Origin of the sequence: Agathobacter ruminis, assembly GCF_002735305.1 — a bacterium.
Classification (GTDB): Bacteria; Bacillota; Clostridia; order Lachnospirales; family Lachnospiraceae; genus Roseburia; species Roseburia ruminis.
In genome coordinates, this window is record NZ_PDYG01000022.1 from 1 (window position 1) to 14,946 (window position 14,946).

Below are 14,946 nucleotides of genomic sequence, written 5' to 3' on the forward strand. Positions count from 1 at the left end.
GAATGCGATATCTTTGTGGCCCTGCTCAAAGAGATAGTTTGTAAGATAGTATGCTCCATAGAAGCTATCCGAGATGACAGAATTCACTTCCTTCTTTTCATCTGAAAAATCCAAACAGTATACTGCAATTTTATTTTCGGATTTTAGGAACTCACAATAGGATTTACTAAACTCACCCAACAGTACAATTGCATCAAGATTCCCTTCTTTCAAAATGTTTGGCAGGATGCAATCCTGCTCCATTTCTCGGGAAATCACTTCCAAAATCCCATAATCGCCCTGTCCAACCAATTGTGTCACAAGCATCTGATACATTTGCAAATAAAAAGAATTGTATTTGCTGAAATGTTTCTCATGAATCAGGATGCCAACATTCTGCTTCCTTGACCCGCTCTCATTTTTTCCCTTTGATGGATGTTGATATCCCAAATCATCAGCCAGAGCTATGATTTTTTCGCGCAATTTGTCGCTTACACCCTTTTGTCCGGACAAAGCCTTTGAAACCGTTACGACACTCACACCTAGCTGATTTGCAATATCTGCAAGTTTTACGTTTTTAGCCATCAATTATCACCATCATTCTTGTTTTTTTCTATTTATAAAATACCGTAAACACAAATTAATTTCAATAATTAACTAAATTTAACTTAAATTAATCTATTCCTTTCATTCTAAAAACCTTATTCTAAAAACGTGTATTTTTGCAGCGACCGGTCTAGGCCCCGTGCCTCTCCGGAAAGATGATTTGCATCGTCTAGCAGTCCTCTTACATTGCTAAGCTGACAATTAATCGTTGCAGTCACCTCCTCGGTGGCTGCAGCTGCAGACTCCGAAAGATTCACGATCTTTTTGATTGATTCCAAAACCAGCTCTTTGCTTTCAATCATTCCTGCAACATTTGACGTCATAGCGTTTAGGCTAACCGTCATTTTTTCCATATAAGACGATATATTTGCAAAGGCGGATACCGTCTCATTCATTGCAGCCGATTGTTCTACCAGATGCTGTTCTGTATCATGTACCCCTTCCACGGTTTGCTCAGTTGTCATCTGAATCTTATGAATGATAAGTTTGATTTGCTCAACTGCTGAGGTTGATTCTTCCGCCAGCTTTCGTATTTCATCTGCGACAACTGAGAAGCCTCGACCTGCAGTTCCGGCCCTGGCCGCCTCAATGGATGCGTTAAGAGAAAGCAAATTCGTCTGGGCTGCAATGGCCTGTATTGTTTCGATGATGCCGCCGATATCCTTTGTTGCATCTGCCACAGCTGTTATGTCCTGTACCAATTGTTTGGTCTTCTCTGTTGCACGATCTGCTTTCTCGTTTAAGGATTTGATTTCTGCTCTGCCATAATGAACAGCTTCTATCATGTGCTTTGAATCATCATCGATTGAGATTGCGGATTCATAAGTATGATTCAGCTGCTTCGAAAAATGAGACATCTCCTGCAAACAGTCTTCTGCATTTCCGACCTGATTCGCAGCTCCTTTTGCAATATCCTCCACCGCTGTGTTAATTCCTTCCATCGAGCCTGCCATATCATCGATTGTTTCTGCAACATATCGGCTCGACTCGTTAACACGATTAGAAAATCCATATATTTTCTTTAAAATTTCGCTGATGCCATCAATCATCTGCCGAATACTATTGGCAAGCAACATAAATTCATCTTTATGTTTTGAACGGATTTCTGTTGTGAAATCGCCCCCGGCTACACGTTCCATTGATTTAGAGAAGGAATTCATCTCATGTCCAATTCCCTTCGATAGCAACCATCCGATTGCAGTTGCCAGTCCACCTGCAAGAATAACCATAACCAGCGTCAAAATTTTGATTGAATTCGCGCTTGCCAAAACAAGATCCTTCGAAACGATTGTACATAGAATCAGCCCTGTATCTCCAATCTCAGAATAAAATAGCAGGGATTCCTTTCCTTTGTAGCGAATGGTGCTTTTACCGGAGGTTTCATTTGTATTCTCCTCCAGATATGAAAGAGTTTCCGCATCGTCTGTCAAATCCTCACTGTCTGTCAAAACGCGTCCATCCCGGGTAATCAGCATAGATACACAGCCCTGATCCTTCGTATTTTGGATTTGTTCAAGCACCATTTCCATATCAACATCAATGAACAAATAACCATTTCCTTTATCCAACTTTCTGATATATGAAAGTGCATAGTTATCAGTTGAAATTCCGGCTGCATCATCTAATATGGAATGTCTTCCTGCCCAAATCCCTTTTCCTTTTGTAATTGTACTTCCTTCTTCTGATTTTGAGAAATCCAGATAGACACTGTTATCTATTTTTGAAGATGCGGAGCTGATACTTCCGCCGTTTTCTGATAAGATATGATATCCTTCCACATAATCACAGGTGGATCGAATTTTATTTAGAAATGTACTGACAGCTGTCGCACAATCACGTGCCTTAGTTGTCTTTTCGCCTGCATACTTTGAATAGTAGGCTCCGACATCCTCATTTCCGATTATTTCTGTTGCTTTATCTTCCACATTATTGCAAAGCAAACCCATATAGGAATTGACCGCATGAAGCTCCTCACTCAACAAATTTTCGTACTGTCCCACGATAAATTTTGCAGAGACCTCATATGAAACAATTCCCAATACAATCATCAAAAGAACCGGAATCATAAACGCAACTGCCAGTCTATAAGCGATTTTTTGGGTTCTTACTCTCTTTGTTTTTTTCTTTTTATGTCCCATGGTATACACTCCTCAAACGTTCGGTCTGAACAAATCCCAACCGAGATATGATTCTTTAAGTGTATACCTCCTGCTCACGCAGTTTCATCAAGCATCCTTGCTTTTCTATATTTCATTCTTGCAATGAGTCAAATCCTTGCATTATTGATTAAGAAGTCTTAGGCATTTCTTTCATCATTTATAACATGAATCAGTGATCCGCCCTCAATTACTCTCTTAAGCTCGGTTTTCAAAAAAGCCGGACGAATATCGTTGTTTGAAAGTTCATCGAGGTCAACCCATTCCAATTTCTCTTCATCATCAGTTGAAGATTCAAATAAAGCCTCCTTAGGCGCATCCATTAAATAGTAATGCTCTAACACATGACAATCTTTGCCATCAATTACCCCTCCTACGCCATGAAAGAAGTTCTCGCATATTATAGCAATACGTCTTGCTGTGCATTTCACACCTGTTTCCTCGTATGTTTCTCTTTCAACGCAAGACTTGGAATCCTCTCCCAGATGAACGCCACCACCGATCATATAGTAGTATCCTCCAAATTTTGACTTCACAAACAGCATCTTATTATCGCAAACAATAATAGCTCCGGTCCTATACCTAAACCAATAATTGTCCTTTTCCATGCCACAATCAAAATATTTCGGAATTCTCACAAAAAAGTGCCCATCATCCTCCCCGACAACTTTTCCGCCATTCTTTTGCATGACCTTCTGTGAGGCAATATTATCTTTATTTACCCGGAGATATATCTCGTCCTCCGGTATTATTTTCCTTGCCTCCTGAAGAGTTAGTTTAAGGCCCGCTGTGGCATAACCTTTTCCCCGTTCATCTCTCCTGATGCTATAACCTATATGGCCTGCGCCATTCTTAAGAGTTTCTGTGAGATGATGTCTGATACGAAATTCTCCAACCAGACGCCCATCATCCCAAAGGTAGTAGTATGTTTCCGGCACAAACCAGTCAGGCATATTAACCGGGTGTTCATAAGAAATCAACGTCGGTAAAACCTTCTCGATATAATCATCGTAAGAAACTCCGTTATACGGATTTGTTAATCCATTCTCATCTTCCGGTAATGCAGTGGTGTACTCCCACTGAGCTTTTGCATCTATTTCATTTATTTTCCGCAGTTCCATTTTTCCTCATCCTCTACCCATGCTGTCCTTATCGGCCGGTCTTCAAATAACTGAACTTTATCATTTGCCATCTGCATGTTTCCCCCTTATCGGTTCTTCATCATTTATTTGCACATCTTCCTCAAGCTGCATAATATATGCCATCATTCTGACCAAATATTCCGGAGGGGCGCTTATTCCCTGTTCCCACTGCTGAAGAGTTCTTACGGGAATTCCAAATTTAGCGGAAAATTTGCTTTGTGATAATCCGGTTTTCTTTCGTAATTCCTTTATTTTTTCTGAAATATCCATACTATCATCTCCAAAAACATCTTTATACTTTAATAAAGTATAAACCAACTTGTATACGTTGTCAACGTATGCATTCTCTCATTGGGTACAACAATTTTTTCCCAAAATAAAACTGCAGGCAATCACAAGGATTACCTGCAATCTATTAACATTATCTGTATCAGCTAATGTTATCAACACCAATCTAAACTAATCCTAGATGCTTCTCAACCAATGAAACTGTTTCTTCTACGCTTCTTTTGGTGTCTCGCTCAATCCAGAAATAATTTCCTGCCTTTATTTGCGCATATTTTTCTGCATTAAGCGAATATAGAGTTTCATTACAAGTTCTTTTCGCACTTTCAAAATCAATCGCACTGTGTATATAATCACTGAACCCCTGATGATCCGGTCTATTGCAGTAATCGTCAACCAAATCGGTAGGTTCTTTGATCATAAAAACTACTCTTGATGGATCTGACAATAAATCAGCCTGTTCTACTGTCAAATGGCAATCGCAAATGACCTTTGTATTTTTAGAAAGTCTGATCAAATCTAACACCACAAAATCAAGTTGTTCGCGAGTATTAGAGACTAGCCAATTCCGATACTCTTCAACAGACCTTCCAAAGAATTCGTCAGCATCTGTAAAAGTCATATTCATAGCAGGCTGATGCTCAGCATTTGACAGCAACTGATGACTTGGGAACATCTCATCAATGTCATAAACTTGAATACCATATTTTTTTCCTAATGCTCTTGATACGGTAGTTTTTCCTCCGCATGGTGTTCCGGTGATAAAATATACGTTTTTTAAATACTCTTTAATTACATTATCTTGAAATATCATAATGCTTCTCCTTTATTTATTAGTATGCTTCTTATGTACTTTATAAGCATGAAACTAATAATAAAGTCTCATGCTATCAGATATTTCTTAATCTCAAAAATGCCACCATAGTAGTATTCTCCCTTCATTATCATTAAATAATATGTCTATTGTAGATAATCACTATCTAAATATAGATATCACATTTCTCTTAAGCTTGCAATCTGATTCACCATATAGTTGGCATAATCCCTTGCAAGATTCGTATCATAAGATATATTTCTATCCTCTGCATATTCTATCAAGGCATCTTGTATCAGACTATGATATCTTTCATGAGCATGGTTCAGTGCCCGTTCGCCGCCCTCTTTCTTAGAAAGGACAAGCCCATTCTTAATACTATACGCTTTTCAAAATATAATGCTTTTACTGTTTTCTATCTGGCTGACAAGTTTTTCGAAGAACTGTATATAGAAAGACAGACGGGATCTCCAAAGTTCCTCTGCTGCTTTCGTTCCCAAAGGTATATCTATGATCTCTCGAAGCTTTTCAAGACGCTTTTTGGCGTAATCACGTTTTTGTTCGTATTCCATTCCAAGAAAGCCGTCATTACTGAGAATCTCGTGAATGCGGTAAACATCAAAGCGATCGATATTGTCAGCATCACCCACAGAAAGCGCAAAAGGCGTTCTTTCTCCTTCAAAATCTGCTTTGTCATCTACATGAATAGCTATTCCATAGCAGATATCGTTTATTCGATCTTCTGACAGGCCCAGCCCCGCGAGAAATGGGCGAGCCAGTTGCGCTGCCCGTCTTCCATGTTCGATCCAGCCGTTCTCTCCGAAATCCTCACAATATGAAATGTCGTGAAGCAAGCAGGCTATTACCATCTCCGTTTCATCAAATCCTTCTTTTCTCGCAATCTCAAGACCTATATTGGCCACCCTGTAGGTATGCTCTAACCGATAGTTTTTGCCCGCTAAATGCCCCTCAGCGTTCAGATATAAAGAATCCTCAAAAGTCTTTTTCAAAAATACTTCAGTTTGCTCTATTAGCTTATGATTTAACATATACCGTCCCTCGCATTTACTGGATACTTAATATGAGTTTAACTCGATTTTAACGCTGCGAATCTCTTCTAACAAGCTAAATTCGAGTTAAAAATATGAAACATAGATTTTAAACATGAAATATGCTGTCACCCTGTTTCATTATAATCATTAGGAGAAATCACTCATCCTACACTGCGATTCTACCCATTCTCTTCGCTGAATCACGCTGAGCCATTCCTCTGGAATGCAATCGTAGCCATAGTAAATTCCGGCTAGTCCTCCGGCGATGGCAGCAATCGTATCCGTGTCATCGCCCAGATTTACAGCCATGAGCAAGCAGTCTTTAAAATTATCCGTTTTTATCAATGTCCATAGAGCAGCCTCCAACGAATCTAGCACATAGCCACTACTTTTTATCTTTGATTCAGGCACCTCGTGAAACTCTGATAAATCACGAAGTCTGCCGTAATAAGCCAATTCCACACGATCCATAATGTCTTTCTCATAAAAAGCAAATCCCATATCCAGACCTTTTTGCAATCTATTCTTCAAGGCACCTTTCGAATCAAGAATCCCTTTCATGCAGAAATAATATAAACCGCATGCCATCTTGGATCTTAAGTGATTATGTGTAAGACCGGATACAGCATGAATCACCTTTATTGCATCTTCATCTGACATGTTACTGGTATATGCATAAATGCATGCCGGTAAAATCCGCATTAAAGAACCGTTCCCATTAGAATGTTCTGTTGTTCTTCCACAGGTGAATACATCATGTTTCTTTTCAAAATTTTCAATAGCGAAAGAGCATGTATTTCCGATATCGAATGCTTCACCGAAAGGCGTATACTCTCCGTTCTCATACCAATCCACAAATCGGGTCATGATATCTTCTAAATCAATTTCTCTCAGTTCACGAATGCTATCCAACAAGGCCAATGTCAAACTACTATCATCCGTCCATGTTCCTGCCGGCATATCATAGGTCCCATGACCTTCCATTCCAGCAACCGGTCCTATCGCTCTGTTTCGGATTTCTTCTCGATCCATAAATTGAACCGGGCAGCCCAAAGCATCTCCAACTACTACACCCATAATCCCGTCCAGACAAATATTTCTATCCATACATTAAACACCCTTTCCTATTAGGATTCTCTCTGCATTTTCAAACAAAACTCTTTGTGCATAATCTTCGCCATACTTTTCGACGATCTTTTCTGCTCCGATTTTTGCTTCCGGGCTCTTGTAGTCCAACCGATGCGTGTCCGTTCCCACAAAATCAACAAGCTGATGTTTTAAGAATTCATTAGCAAGAATCTTGCGTGCTCCTCCGGAAACGCGCCCCCTGTCCTGCTCTACGCTATAGAGATTCACTTGTGTAAAACAGCCCTTTTCTTTTAATTTTTCTATGTTATTGATAGGGTCGTCATAAATGTCCGAATACCTTTCTATATGGGCAATCACAGGAATATAACCGCCTTCGATCAAAGCATCAATACAATAATCTACTTCCTGCATGCCTTTGGTTTGTTTCGGTACAAACTCTGTAAGAACATACTTTGTCCGATTTAGTGTCGGTAAGTGCCCCGATTCCAGATTACGGATGACAAAATCCATGTCACTTCTGCGGCTAATCACCTCGCATCCACGATATAATTTTAAATCTGGGTATAGTTTACCGACCATAAGGCTGATACTCTCAAATCTTTCGTTGTATTCTGCGATTCTACTTACGACTCCCTCTCCATGGTTTGTAAAAAAGATTCCCCTTACACCCTGTTCATAATCCATTCTGATAAGCTCTAAGGACATTTGTAAGTTTTCTGATCCGTCATCTACTCCATATAGCATATGTGAATGTATATCGATTATTTTCATAATAAATATCCCCTTTCGTCTTACATACGATTCTTTTAGTTTCCTTCAATGATGCGCGCCATCTTTGAATAAACTCATTATATATCAATTTAAAAAAAGCTTAAGGCTTTTGGTATCGTTTCGATACCTTTTGGTATCGATTGTAAACTATACAACCTAACTCATCACATAAAAAAGTGCATAGCGAACTACATCAACAAAAAAGGCTTGCCTTACAGTTACCTTTACATTACCAAATTCAATATTCTTTGAACCCAGCTTCTCTTTGCGAACCATATCTACAAAATAATCCTGATATGACATCTCTCTGACAGTCATACTTCCCATCTCTTTACCGAAAAAGCCAAACTCCTTCATAAGAATGAAAAGCTCAAGATTGCTAAAGGTTGCAAAAACCGCATCCAGTTTAGCCTGTGTTTTAGCATCCATATCAAATCTGGCATTTGATTCCACATCAGAGTTTTCATCTACAAGCAATTCTTCAAAATTTGGAATTGCTTCAATTGAAGCTTTATCGGATAAAAGCATGGCTTCCGCAGGCGACAGTCCAAGAGTCCGTAGGTGCCCCACCCCCTCCCTAGGGGCAAACAAAAAACTTCGTGATCGCCTACTTTTTTCTACCAAATATACACACAGTTTCTTTTTGTGTGAGCATTTACTTGGATTTTAACTTGATTTTTTTTGATAATCATCTATAATTAAAGTAATTATACACACAACTTCGCTTTGTGTGAGCGTTTACTTTAGGAGGTGATTCTATGCTCCTTACATATCAGGAATGCATAGATAAATTTGGTAGCGATTATAAAATAAAAAAAGAAATAGCTGACGGGATGCTCTTTATGAAAGAAAAAGGCATCTATTCCACCAAACGTAATTCTTCAGAGATTGATGTTATCATGCTCAAATACCCAAAAGCTGTGTACACCGGAAGAAGCGCCTTTTACTATCATTCCCTTACGGATGTAATCCCTGATCACTATTATCTTGCAACAAGAAGAACCGATACAAGAATACGTGATTCCCGCATACGACAATCCTTTGTAAAGGATGACATTTTTGAAGCCGGCATATCACAAATGCAATACAACAATTCCCAAATCCGCATATATAATATAGAGCGTATGCTCATAGAACTCATGCGTTTTAAAGCAAAGTTCCCCATGGATTACTATAAAGAAATCATACAGAATTACCGACGACTTTCGTTTGACATGGATTTTGGGCTTGTAGAAGAGTATGCTGCCATGTTTAATAACGGTGCAAGACTGATGGATATGATACAAATGGAGGTACTGTAAATGAACTTATTTGAAGAAACCGAAAGGATAAAATCTCTAGGATACAATGAAGAAAATGCCCAGTCAAAACTCGGTCAGGATATCATTCTAAAAGCAATTGCCGACAGTGGTATGGCCAGAAACGCAACAATAAAAGGTGGCGTTGTAATGCGTAGCATTTCCAACAACTCCCGTCGTGCCACACAGGATCTCGATCTGGATTTCATTCGCTATTCTATATCAAATGATTCTATCCGGCATTTTGTCGAAAAACTCAACTGCATAGATGATCTGACAATTAAGCTTGAAGGAAATATCCTAGAACTGAATCATCAGGACTACAAAGGTAAACGTATTTTTATATCCGTAACTGATGCTGAAGAAAATACCATTTCCCTAAAAATGGATCTGGGTGTCCACAACGACCTTTCCATAGAACAGGAGGAATATGCCTTTGACGTTGGTTTTCAGGAAGATGCCGTCAGTCTTCTTATTAATTCTCCGGCACAGATGATCACGGAGAAGCTTAAATCCATGGTACGTTTTGGCAGTCGCAATACCCGGTATAAAGATGTATTTGACATTTGCTATTTAAGCGAACGTGTAAAAATGGATCAGCTTACCGACTGCATACAAAAATACATATTTGATGATGACTCCTTAAAAAAAGTCTCCTCCATGAATGATATAGTAAGTCGTATAGAGCGTATGTTCACTAATACCGGCTATTTGCGAGAGCTCCGAAAATCTGATAAGAATTGGCTTGACATATCCATAGATGAAGCTTTAGAAAAGGATCTTGATTTTATAAAAAGCATACCTCTATAAACATAATCTCCGTTCTGCCACTTAATAATGTCACGCAACCAAAAACGAGCCAAGAAACGCCTTAAATTCAGCATTTCTTGGCTCTTGTACATTACTCAAGTTCAAGGATTTCATCCTTGTCTCTGGTTGCCTGTCATTGCAAAATCGTTTATTTTTGGAGATTTTCCCCGTGTCTTCTTTGCATGGTATAAAAATGGCACTAAGCTGTGATTGTATGGTTCTTAAAATGTTTTTTTAATGCTTCAACTGAATATATACGTGCAAGGTTTTCAAGTTCCTTTTTCCACTCAGAAGATATGGGAATGTTGATTTGTACGTTATCGCTTTTAGGTCGTGCCATTTATCTGCCCCTCCATACTTTCAACAATTCACCAACTGTAAAATCGGTTTCCAAACTTTCTTCTCTTAAAAGCTTCCTCACAAACTTTGCGTCAAACTTATCGTTGGGAGCCATTGTACCTTTAGCTATCTCAAATGCATAGGAGTCCATCAGCTTTACAAAAGACTTGTTCTGTTCCATCCATTGTTCAATATGTCGCTTTCTTGCAAGATGTTCCTTATCTTTACTCTTGTCTCTATTTTTATATGCAAAAGCGGCATATGCCTTTTGTGCTGTTTTATACCCATACCCCTGAGCATCATCAAGAACCTCACCAGTATCGGTTGACACTATACAGTATCTCATTTCAAATGTGTCATATGCGGGAGAATTATTCCAAGGTTCTTCCTTGTCTACAACTGCATCATGATGTGTGGTTACTTTGTATTGGATTGCTTTGTAGGTTTTATCCATGATTTTGTGTTCCTTCCAAATCTATTCACTCTATTTTCCAAACGAATCCTTTATCCTTTGAAGTTCTATTGCTTTACAATACCGCGTATATTCCATCCCCGCATCATAGAATGCTCTTTTCTTTTCGATCTCCTCTGGGTATTCTTCCGTAATTGGAATTCCATATTCTCTACAAAATTTCTCATGATTAAATGTAATCAATCGTTCCGGATGTTCCTCGCATTCCTTAATCGATTCATCGAGTTTTTTCTTTTCTTCTTCAAGGCTTTCCTGATCATACCCAAAGAAAGATATTTCATGTAAAAAATCAACAATCACATCCATTATGTTATCCTGTGTCAGCTTATTATCTGAAACGAGAAAACTTAACGCCTCTTTTTGTTCCGTAAATTCATATGCATATAAAGGAAGATTCTCAAGCTCCTCCGTACCCATTAATTCATCTGCGTGAATTAGTCCTACCACCTCACCTAATATAATATCCTGCGTTTGCGATTTATACACAAATAATATTCCCTGCTTTTCCGGACTAGCTTCTGCATTCATCTCACATAGTTTATTCAGAAAGTCCTGAAACCTGGCAGATATACTTTTATTAAATTCTCCGATTGTAATATCATCAAGGTCCTTTACTTCCCATAGATTAATCGGATGCTCATAAAAATAGGCAGATTCTATTGATTTGTGATCTGTTTCTATCAATACCTGTTGAATAGTTTTCATATGATTATATCTCCCCCTCACAATTATACCATTGGTATATTGATAATAGCATATTCCAATGGTATAATCAATGGAGGTTTTGATATATAATAATTTTTTTGAGGGAGTTACTTACTATGAATGTTTCATTAAATATATCCAGATTAAAAGAATGCAGAGAAAAACTTGGCATCAGCAAATTAGAAGCGGCCAAAAGAATGCAGCTTTCGCAACCGGCATATTTGCGATACGAAGCGGGCACCAGAATACCCTCTATTCAAACAATAACAGTCATTGCAAATGTTCTAAATACATCTGTTGAGTACTTGACAGACCAGTCTGATGATCCTATGCCTGTTTCATATACCATATCTAAAACAGCCGATCCGGAATTATTTGAAATAATCAATATCTGCAAAATGTCAAATGATAACATGGTCAAAAGATTATCCACCTATGTTGCCAAATTGTCTGAACAAAAATCAATCAAATGAAGTACGCTCACAAGATGCGCGAAAAAAGCAGGTATCCAAGTGAATACCTGCTAAAAGTAATCATTATTAAAATTACTATTGTTCATTCTTATCTATTTTCTCTTTTCCAGGCGTACGTTAGCATATCAATGCCCCGCTCTCCATTTCGGATTTTCTTAACCTCATCCACACAAAATTCCACAGCTTCATCTATGAATTCATCGGACATTTCTTTAGTGAAAAAGAAAACGGGCTCTTCATCCATGGGCAGAAAATACGAATTCATATCCTGCATAAGCCCCTTTGTGTCAAAAGCGCTGATCTGATTCAAAGCCTCGTCCTCAAATCTGTCAGGTACTATAAGATCATTCACCAATCCATACTTATTGATAACATATGGGTTTATTATCTCATAGTCTTTATGTAATCGCTCCACATTTCCGGGAAGCACCGGATTCCAATGATATCTGTCATATACAAAGTGCCTGTACAAAGCGTCCTGCACAAGGTGCAAATAGTATCCTAAATAAAGATCATCCTTAAGCATTCGCTCTCCGAACATTTCCCTGTATCTGTCAAAATCGTAGGTTTTCTTTGTCCCGTCCTGAACATTTACTTTCATATGGGCGTTCCCATACTTGTTTCCACCAACTCCCGCGTCAACCACTACAGCCCCGAACTTAAGTCTGTTCGCATCATTAAAGGATAATCGCTTTTCCAATTCATTTGTGATTGCTAAATGTATAATACTTGATGCCATACGCCCCCTACAAGTCCAAGCTGTTTTCATTTAACAGGAAATCATACACATTGATTGTAGTAATTCCTGTCTCATCACGTCTTATGTTCATTGTATCGTTCACAACTATTATCTTCTTAAAAGAATCATTTACATTGATCAACGATGCTTTTTCCTGTTTGATCTTTTCCTCATCCGGCAAACTGAATGCAGACTGAATATAATATTTCTTACTACCTAATGTTGCCACAAAATCTATTTCTAATTGAGACCGTTCTCTTCTTCCGGTATCATTGTTTCTTCTAATTGGCACAACGCCAACATCAACTTGATATCCTCTTGTCCTCAGTTCATTATAGACAATATTTTCCATCAAGTGAGTTTCTTCAACCTGACGAAATCCAAGTCTTGCATTACGAAGTCCTACATCTTCAAAATAATATTTTAATGGTGTTCCAATATACTTTCGGCCTTTAACATCAAATCGTTTTGCCTCACTTATCAAAAAAGCATCTTGTAAGTATTCAATGTATTGTCTGATTGTATTACCGGATATCTCTGAATTAAGCTTGCTTTTAAAAGTCGCCTCAATTTTGTTCGGATTTGTTAATGATCCCATCGCCGATGCCAATACATTTATTAAATCATTTAGTTCCTGCAACTTTTCAATTTGATTTCTATCCTTGATGTCCTTAATATAGGTTTCCTCAAATAACGAAATCAGATATTTAATTTTTTGCTCTTCCGTCTTCATTGACAAAACAAGCGGCAACCCTCCATATAATGCGTAATCCGCATAGCCGCGATACATATCTCCATCATAGATCTGCATGAATTCCTTAAATGTCAAAGGAAATACATGTATTTCATCTCCACGTCCGCGAAACTCCGTAATAATATCTTTAGACAAAAACTTAGAATTGCTACCGGTAACATAAATATCAAGGTTACATTTATGAAGCAGTGTATTCAAAACTTCCTCAAAATCATTTAAAAGTTGCACCTCATCAAGCAGTATATAATAATCATCTGCATCTACTGTCATGGAATCGATATATGCCAGGATTTCATCAGGGTCACGATATTTTCTATTGATTCTTTCGTCCAATGCGATTGAAATAATGTGATTCTCCTGAACTCCGGTATTGAGTAAGTATTCTTTAAATATGTTAAAAACCAAATACGATTTCCCGCATCTTCGTATGCCTGTTATAACCTTAATCATTCCGTTATGCATGCGATTTTTTAAATCTTCCAAATACTTATCTCTCAGTATTACCATACTATGCTCCTTTTGAAAATTTGTGGCCATTTGTCCATTATTTTTAATTATATTAATGTGAAGCTGTTACGTCAATCTAACTTTGAAAATTTGTGGGCTTTATACCGTATTTTTTTACCTTTCACATCGCCTATAAATTTAAGCATATTAGGCATAATAAAGCAGTTACGAGCTTCCCCAGTCTGAGCAAGTTCAAACCACTCATCTCCCATAGCGTTCCATGCTATAGTAGAACTATCTTGTTTCATTTCTTTCAAAAAAGTTCCTCCCTTTTATCCCACCATTTTTCTTTACTATATCTCTGCACTTTATTTTTAAATCGTTTTCAATCTGTTCAATATACCTAACACAATGCTCGAATCATTTATCAATGAAATACCAAAACACTTCTTGCCGGCATCCTTTATAGAAGCCCCTATATGATAAAACGCCTTTCCGTCCAGCATGATAAATCTATCATGAAATACTTGCGTCTTTTTAACAGTCAGCTTCGGATACTGCGCATTAAAATTCTCCACATCTTTATTCGTAAGCGGTGCGCTGGCATATGTAAAAATTGTAACATCAACACCGGCATTCTTCTTTGCCAAAACGTTCAGCGTATTCACATCCACATATCCATCAATCAATATAATATCACTTTTGGCCTTCTGTATAATAGTTGTAATCAAACTAAACGCATCATAAATCTGCCCATCAAAAAAGATCTTCTGCTCCGATTCGGCATGATCTTCGATATACTGAAACACCCTATCAAATCTCTCATCAGTACTTTTCTGATATTCCAGTTGTTTCAATTCTATATGGCTGACCTTCTCAAAGAGTAAAGCATTGTTGGCTATAAACCGACGCATTTCACGGAAAGCACGCATAATAAATATGCTTTGTTGTTCAGCCACTTCTCCCTTTAGAACCGTTGCCAGCATATAGATTCCCTGCTCTGTAAACGCGTATG

20 protein-coding genes are annotated in these 14,946 nt (G+C 38.1%); 3 read left to right on the forward strand and 17 right to left on the reverse strand.

The features are described 5' to 3' along the window. The 10 genes from CSX02_RS05295 to CSX02_RS05340 all read right to left on the reverse strand — a co-directional run. On the reverse strand, positions 1-564 hold a 564-nt coding region (locus CSX02_RS05295; RefSeq protein ID WP_143248137.1), incomplete at its 3' end, for a LacI family DNA-binding transcriptional regulator. Positions 565-680: 116 nt separating this feature from the next. After that, a complete protein-coding gene (locus CSX02_RS05300; protein WP_099385887.1) occupies positions 681-2,723 on the reverse strand; it encodes a methyl-accepting chemotaxis protein in 2,043 nt (680 codons plus the stop codon). 158 nt (positions 2,724-2,881) lie between these two features. After that, a complete protein-coding gene (locus CSX02_RS05305) occupies positions 2,882-3,862 on the reverse strand; it encodes a GNAT family N-acetyltransferase (protein WP_099385888.1) in 981 nt (326 codons plus the stop codon). A 60-nt stretch (positions 3,863-3,922) separates the two neighbouring features. Then, a complete protein-coding gene (locus tag CSX02_RS05310; RefSeq protein WP_099385889.1) occupies positions 3,923-4,153 on the reverse strand; it encodes a helix-turn-helix domain-containing protein in 231 nt (76 codons plus the stop codon). Between the two features lie 184 nt (positions 4,154-4,337). Then, positions 4,338-4,982, reverse strand: coding sequence for an AAA family ATPase (locus CSX02_RS05315; RefSeq protein WP_099385890.1), 645 nt, complete (start codon positions 4,980-4,982; stop codon positions 4,338-4,340). 179 nt (positions 4,983-5,161) lie between these two features. Further along, on the reverse strand, positions 5,162-5,359 hold the full coding sequence (locus tag CSX02_RS14170) for an aminoglycoside adenylyltransferase domain-containing protein (protein WP_099385891.1): 198 nt from the start codon (positions 5,357-5,359) through the stop codon (positions 5,162-5,164). 12 nt (positions 5,360-5,371) lie between these two features. Beyond that, the gene (locus CSX02_RS05325) at positions 5,372-6,031 is read right to left on the reverse strand and encodes an HD domain-containing protein (RefSeq protein ID WP_099385892.1); all 660 of its coding nucleotides are present in this window, start codon (positions 6,029-6,031) and stop codon (positions 5,372-5,374) included. Positions 6,032-6,181: 150 nt separating this feature from the next. Further along, positions 6,182-7,141, reverse strand: a complete 960-nt coding sequence (locus CSX02_RS05330; RefSeq protein ID WP_099385893.1) for an ADP-ribosylglycohydrolase family protein — start codon at positions 7,139-7,141, stop codon at positions 6,182-6,184. A gap of 3 nt (positions 7,142-7,144) precedes the next feature. After that, positions 7,145-7,894 (reverse strand): CpsB/CapC family capsule biosynthesis tyrosine phosphatase, encoded by a 750-nt coding sequence (locus CSX02_RS05335; RefSeq protein WP_099385894.1) that lies wholly within the window; start codon positions 7,892-7,894, stop codon positions 7,145-7,147. 156 nt (positions 7,895-8,050) lie between these two features. Continuing rightward, complete coding sequence (locus CSX02_RS05340; protein ID WP_143248138.1) at positions 8,051-8,518, reverse strand: hypothetical protein; 468 nt, start codon at positions 8,516-8,518, stop codon at positions 8,051-8,053. 134 nt (positions 8,519-8,652) lie between these two features. On the opposite strand from CSX02_RS05340, the gene CSX02_RS05345 reads away from it, so the two are divergent. Further along, positions 8,653-9,195: a type IV toxin-antitoxin system AbiEi family antitoxin domain-containing protein gene (locus CSX02_RS05345; RefSeq protein WP_099385896.1), complete on the forward strand. Its 543-nt coding sequence runs from the start codon at positions 8,653-8,655 to the stop codon at positions 9,193-9,195. Continuing rightward, entirely contained in the window at positions 9,196-10,002 is an 807-nt protein-coding gene (locus CSX02_RS05350) for a nucleotidyl transferase AbiEii/AbiGii toxin family protein (RefSeq protein ID WP_099385897.1), read from the forward strand. 199 nt (positions 10,003-10,201) lie between these two features. On the opposite strand, the gene CSX02_RS13505 is transcribed toward CSX02_RS05350, so the two are convergent. From CSX02_RS13505 to CSX02_RS05360, 3 genes are read right to left on the reverse strand one after another with little or no spacing between them, the layout of a single operon-like run. Further along, a complete protein-coding gene (locus tag CSX02_RS13505; RefSeq protein WP_189281361.1) occupies positions 10,202-10,342 on the reverse strand; it encodes a hypothetical protein in 141 nt (46 codons plus the stop codon). Further along, a complete protein-coding gene (locus CSX02_RS05355) occupies positions 10,343-10,795 on the reverse strand; it encodes a hypothetical protein (RefSeq protein ID WP_242970421.1) in 453 nt (150 codons plus the stop codon). It lies immediately after the preceding gene. A gap of 30 nt (positions 10,796-10,825) precedes the next feature. Then, positions 10,826-11,497: a DUF6557 family protein gene (locus tag CSX02_RS05360; protein WP_189281363.1), complete on the reverse strand. Its 672-nt coding sequence runs from the start codon at positions 11,495-11,497 to the stop codon at positions 10,826-10,828. A 137-nt stretch (positions 11,498-11,634) separates the two neighbouring features. Between CSX02_RS05360 and CSX02_RS05365 the strand changes: the two genes are divergently transcribed. Continuing rightward, entirely contained in the window at positions 11,635-11,991 is a 357-nt protein-coding gene (locus CSX02_RS05365; RefSeq protein WP_099385899.1) for a helix-turn-helix domain-containing protein, read from the forward strand. A gap of 88 nt (positions 11,992-12,079) precedes the next feature. On the opposite strand, the gene CSX02_RS05370 is transcribed toward CSX02_RS05365, so the two are convergent. The 4 genes from CSX02_RS05370 to CSX02_RS05385 all read right to left on the reverse strand — a co-directional run. Then, a complete protein-coding gene (locus CSX02_RS05370; RefSeq protein WP_099385900.1) occupies positions 12,080-12,730 on the reverse strand; it encodes a hypothetical protein in 651 nt (216 codons plus the stop codon). A 7-nt stretch (positions 12,731-12,737) separates the two neighbouring features. After that, entirely contained in the window at positions 12,738-13,991 is a 1,254-nt protein-coding gene (locus CSX02_RS05375; protein WP_099385901.1) for an ATP-binding protein, read from the reverse strand. A 71-nt stretch (positions 13,992-14,062) separates the two neighbouring features. Then, entirely contained in the window at positions 14,063-14,248 is a 186-nt protein-coding gene (locus CSX02_RS05380) for a hypothetical protein (protein WP_099385902.1), read from the reverse strand. Positions 14,249-14,305: 57 nt separating this feature from the next. Further along, a partial coding sequence (locus CSX02_RS05385; RefSeq protein WP_099385904.1) for a DNA-binding protein occupies positions 14,306-14,946 on the reverse strand: 641 nt, incomplete at its 5' end.

Excerpts from the sequence above, each read along its gene's own strand:
- CSX02_RS05325 (WP_099385892.1), bottom strand. The coding sequence starts at position 6,031 with ATGTTAAATCATAAGCTAATAGAGCAAACTGAAGTATTTTTGAAAAAG.
- CSX02_RS05365 (WP_099385899.1), top strand. The coding sequence starts at position 11,635 with ATGAATGTTTCATTAAATATATCCAGATTAAAAGAATGCAGAGAAAAA.
- CSX02_RS13505 (WP_189281361.1), bottom strand. The coding sequence starts at position 10,342 with ATGGCACGACCTAAAAGCGATAACGTACAAATCAACATTCCCATATCT.
- CSX02_RS05350 (WP_099385897.1), top strand. The coding sequence starts at position 9,196 with ATGAACTTATTTGAAGAAACCGAAAGGATAAAATCTCTAGGATACAAT.
- CSX02_RS05300 (WP_099385887.1), bottom strand. The coding sequence starts at position 2,723 with ATGGGACATAAAAAGAAAAAAACAAAGAGAGTAAGAACCCAAAAAATC.
- CSX02_RS05375 (WP_099385901.1), bottom strand. The coding sequence starts at position 13,991 with ATGGTAATACTGAGAGATAAGTATTTGGAAGATTTAAAAAATCGCATG.
- CSX02_RS05355 (WP_242970421.1), bottom strand. The coding sequence starts at position 10,795 with ATGGATAAAACCTACAAAGCAATCCAATACAAAGTAACCACACATCAT.
- CSX02_RS05330 (WP_099385893.1), bottom strand. The coding sequence starts at position 7,141 with ATGGATAGAAATATTTGTCTGGACGGGATTATGGGTGTAGTAGTTGGA.
- CSX02_RS05370 (WP_099385900.1), bottom strand. The coding sequence starts at position 12,730 with ATGGCATCAAGTATTATACATTTAGCAATCACAAATGAATTGGAAAAG.
- CSX02_RS05345 (WP_099385896.1), top strand. The coding sequence starts at position 8,653 with ATGCTCCTTACATATCAGGAATGCATAGATAAATTTGGTAGCGATTAT.
- CSX02_RS05315 (WP_099385890.1), bottom strand. The coding sequence starts at position 4,982 with ATGATATTTCAAGATAATGTAATTAAAGAGTATTTAAAAAACGTATAT.
- CSX02_RS05305 (WP_099385888.1), bottom strand. The coding sequence starts at position 3,862 with ATGGAACTGCGGAAAATAAATGAAATAGATGCAAAAGCTCAGTGGGAG.
- CSX02_RS05310 (WP_099385889.1), bottom strand. The coding sequence starts at position 4,153 with ATGGATATTTCAGAAAAAATAAAGGAATTACGAAAGAAAACCGGATTA.
- CSX02_RS05335 (WP_099385894.1), bottom strand. The coding sequence starts at position 7,894 with ATGAAAATAATCGATATACATTCACATATGCTATATGGAGTAGATGAC.